Origin of the sequence: Mesorhizobium sp. M1A.F.Ca.ET.072.01.1.1, from assembly GCF_004023325.1 — a bacterium.
Lineage (GTDB): Bacteria > Pseudomonadota > Alphaproteobacteria > Rhizobiales > Rhizobiaceae > Mesorhizobium.
Map to the genome: position 1 here is coordinate 1 of NZ_RZSF01000609.1, position 1,678 is coordinate 1,678.

Below are 1,678 nucleotides of genomic sequence, written 5' to 3' on the forward strand. Positions count from 1 at the left end.
CCTCGACGCCGGCAAGACGACGGGCGACGGCGGAGCAGGCGCCGACAGCGATAGCAGCATCGGCGACCACGCCATCTTCGATCACGAGACGCGCCGCCGCCATGGCGATCGAGATCACGAGATAACGCCGCGCGCCAAGCTTGACGAAGGCGGACGAGCCGACAGCCGAACGTTTCGGCACACGAATAGCGGTAACCATCTCGTCCGGCTGCAGCGCCGTGCGGCGATTGCCGAGAATGAACCCGCCAAGCGGCAGGTAGCGCGTGGCTTTCGCCGACCGCAATTCGACTTCGGCATCGACCACCTGCAGCGCCGGCACGCCGTCGGCGGCGGGCGAAGCGTTGCAGAGATTACCGGCGACCGACGCGACGTTCTGGATCTGGACCGAGCCGACTTCGCACGCGGCCGCCTTCAGCGCATCGAACGCCCTGGGCAGCTTGTGGCGCACGACGTCGGTCCAGGTGGTGCGGGCGCCGATCCGCCAATAGTCGTCCGTCTCGGCGATGCCGCGCAGTCCGGCGAGACCATTGATGTCGAGAATGTTGTCGCGGAAAGGTTTCGCGCCCTGCGCCGGATAGAAATCGGTGCCGCCGGCCAGAATGCGCCAGCGGTCCTCGCCAAGCAGAGCGAGCGCCTCGTCGACCGTGGTGGGTTTCGCGTAACGGATCACGCTTTGCCTTCCCAGAAAGGGGCCTTTCCGAGGGAATCTGCCGCCGTCCAGCCGGGCAAATTCATTCGTATGCAAATGATATCAACTTCGCCGCGATTGTCAAAGCGAAGTGGTCGGCCACGGCTTTGTTATGCCGGTGGAGGTTGACGCAGCCGGCCATCTGGTCAAGGTTCCGTGTCCGGTCGCGTCAACTGGGGCCCAAGCCGAGAAAGAAGGGAGGCCGCATGGCCGACGAAGCGCTCATCGTCATCGACCTGCAGAACGACTTTTGCCCCGGCGGCGCGCTGGCCGTGGCCGGCGGCGACGAGATCGTGCCGCTGGTCAACGACCTGATCCGGCGGACCGATCACGTGATCCTGACGCAGGACTGGCATCCGGCCGGACATTCGAGCTTCGCTTCCAGCCATCCAGGCAAGCAGCCCTTCGAAGCGATCGAGATGCCCTACGGGCCGCAGACGCTTTGGCCGGATCACTGCATTCAGGGCAGCCTTGGGTCCGATTTCCATTCCGGGCTCGCCTGGACCAAAGCGGAACTGGTCATCCGCAAGGGTTTCCGCACCGCGATCGACTCTTATTCGGCTTTCTTCGAGAACGACCACACGACCCCAACCGGCCTTGCCGGCTATCTCAAGGAGCGCGGCATCGACACCATCACCTTGGTCGGTCTGGCCACCGATTTCTGCGTCGCCTTCTCGGCACTCGATGCCGCCAAGCAAGGTTTCAAGACGACGGTGCGGCTGGATGCCTGCCGCGGCATCGATCTCAACGGCTCGGTCGGCACGATGCTGAAACGAATGCGCGAGGCCGGGGTGGTGCTCGAAGATCACCTTTCGGACTGACCGCGCCGTGAGGCATCGAGGGGGCTTTGCGACATTGGCGAAGGTGTTGGCGGCAACCATGACGGCCGCACTCCTTCTCGCCTTCCCACAACCGGTTTTCGCAGCCGAGGCGCATGAGCTGCCCGGCGCGGCGATGTCGCTCTGGTGGGCGCTGCCCTTTGCCGGCCTG

General features: G+C 64.7%; 2 protein-coding genes. One reads left to right on the forward strand and one right to left on the reverse strand.

The window, feature by feature from the left end:
- The coding region (locus EOA32_RS36870) for an FAD binding domain-containing protein (RefSeq protein ID WP_128374284.1) at positions 1–670 on the reverse strand (670 nt) is incomplete at its 3' end.
- 224 nt (positions 671–894) lie between these two features.
- Between EOA32_RS36870 and pncA the strand changes: the two genes are divergently transcribed.
- On the forward strand, positions 895–1,509 hold the full coding sequence (gene pncA, locus EOA32_RS36875; protein WP_095776932.1) for a bifunctional nicotinamidase/pyrazinamidase: 615 nt from the start codon (positions 895–897) through the stop codon (positions 1,507–1,509).
- The last annotated feature ends 169 nt before the right edge of the window (positions 1,510–1,678 follow it).